This window comes from Flavobacterium sp. (assembly GCF_003525665.1).
In the GTDB taxonomy this organism is placed as follows: Bacteria; Bacteroidota; Bacteroidia; order Flavobacteriales; family Flavobacteriaceae; genus Flavobacterium.
In genome coordinates this window covers 1-1668 of record NZ_DQDX01000038.1, presented here as the reverse complement: position 1 = coordinate 1668, position 1668 = coordinate 1, and the positions used below count along the sequence as shown (strand labels likewise).

The window sequence follows — 1668 nt, the reverse complement described above, 5'->3', positions numbered from 1 at the left end:
GCTTTAGTTGCCTTGGTTTCGGCACGTTCAAAATCCTTGTTTTTCGTCTCGTTTGGAGCCAAAACATCTTCAGAAATTTGCATTCTTTCAATAGGAAGTAATTCCCAGAAATTATCTTTGTATTGTGATTTTAAGTCAGAAACTCCTTTATCTAAAGCAATTCCGCCATTATAAAGGATATTATATTTGGTACTTAAAGCATGAGAATTTCTAGATAAAAAAGTATTTCTTTTTGTAGAACAAGCTGCAAAAAAAATTAATAATCCAGTAATTACTGCGTATTTAAATGTATTGGTTTTCAATGTAAAACGTTTTAATAACTAACTCTAAAAGGTTAATTTTAGTATAACTAACTGGTAAAAATACGTTTCTTTTTGATAAGTGAAAATAAATTGATGGTTTTTTTGATTTCCTATAACAAATAAGGAAGAATTGCTTTGGTGGTTTTTTTATAATTATGATAGTCTTCGCCAAAAATTTCTATAAGCCATTTTTCTTCTTTTTTTAGTTTAAACCAAAAAGAGATGAAAACTATTACCACTGCAATAATTCCTCTATAATCACCTACAATTATTGTGTTTCCAATGAAAATTAAAAGTATTCCTGTATAAATTGGATGGCGTAAAATAGAATACGGTCCAGAATTTATTAACTCATGGTTTTCTTTTTTCTGAACCGATAAACTCCAATTTTTTCCTAGTAAATACCTAGACCAACAGGCAATTAATAATCCCACAAAAGATACTGAAAGACCAATAACTCCAACTAAATTAGTCTGTTCAACAAAGTTTTCTCTAATTAGAGTATGACCAAACCATTCACCTGGACCAAGAAGTAAAATTGCAACTAACAATGGGAGCCAATAAAACAAAAATCGTTTGAAAAATGATTCTTTATAAATTGATTGCTTGTTGTTTCTTCCAGATATTATCCAAAATAACAATAATGAAATCCAAATTAATGTTAATCCTATTTTAATGTTTTCACTCATGATAATTATACAGCAAAAAATGCTTCTAATTCTTTCAATGTTTCTGGCGACGTTTCGATGTCTTTTACAATTTCACCTTTATTTAAAGCTACAATTCTGTTGCAAACCTCAACTGTGTGAACTAAATCGTGAGAAGAAACTAAAACCGTAACTTCTGGATTTTCAGATAATTCTTTAATTATTTTCTTCAATCGGTTTACCGTTGTTGGATCTAAATTGGCAAAAGGTTCGTCTAGAATTACCACTTCTGGATTTCCTATTAAAGCAGCAATGATTCCTACTTTTTTCATATTTCCTTTAGATAAATCACGCAAGTATTTTTTACTTTTCAAGATTTCTCCGTTAAAAAATTCTTCGTGTTTTGCTAGAAGCGCATCAACATCGGCTTTATTTTGTCCTCGTAAATCTCCAATAAAATAGAAGTATTCTTCAGCTGTTAAATATCCAATAAGGAAACTTTCGTCAATAAATGCTGCTGTGAAAGGTTTCCATGCTTCGCTGGTATTTACTTGAATGGAATTGTTTTTTATAAATCCTGTTGAAGGTTGAATTAAATCTAATAACAAACTGAAAAAAGTTGTTTTTCCAGCTCCGTTATTTCCTACTAATCCGAAGCTTTGTCCTTTTGGAATTTCAAGATTAGTTATGTTTAATACTTTTACTCCGTTGCTAAATGT

At 29.9% G+C, this 1668-nt stretch carries 3 protein-coding genes (1 of these 3 only partly in view); all 3 read right to left on the bottom strand.

The genetic code is table 11. The features are described 5' to 3' along the window. On the bottom strand, nt 1–302 hold the 5' portion of the coding sequence (locus DIU01_RS02870) for a tetratricopeptide repeat protein (RefSeq protein ID WP_290831750.1). It extends 2539 nt beyond the left edge of the window; only the first 302 of its 2841 coding nucleotides appear in the window; the start codon lies at nt 300–302; its stop codon lies off the left edge, out of view. A 110-nt stretch (nt 303–412) separates the two neighbouring features. Next, nucleotides 413–991: an isoprenylcysteine carboxylmethyltransferase family protein gene (locus DIU01_RS02865; protein WP_290831749.1), complete on the bottom strand. Its 579-nt coding sequence runs from the start codon at nt 989–991 to the stop codon at nt 413–415. Nucleotides 992–996: 5 nt separating this feature from the next. Next, on the bottom strand, nt 997–1638 hold the full coding sequence (locus DIU01_RS02860) for an ATP-binding cassette domain-containing protein (RefSeq protein ID WP_290831776.1): 642 nt from the start codon (nt 1636–1638) through the stop codon (nt 997–999). Between the last annotated feature and the right edge of the window lie 30 nt (nt 1639–1668).

Bases quoted from the DNA above. Each gene is read 5' to 3' on its own strand.
- DIU01_RS02865 (WP_290831749.1), bottom strand. From the start codon at position 991: ATGAGTGAAAACATTAAAATAGGATTAACATTAATTTGGATTTCATTA.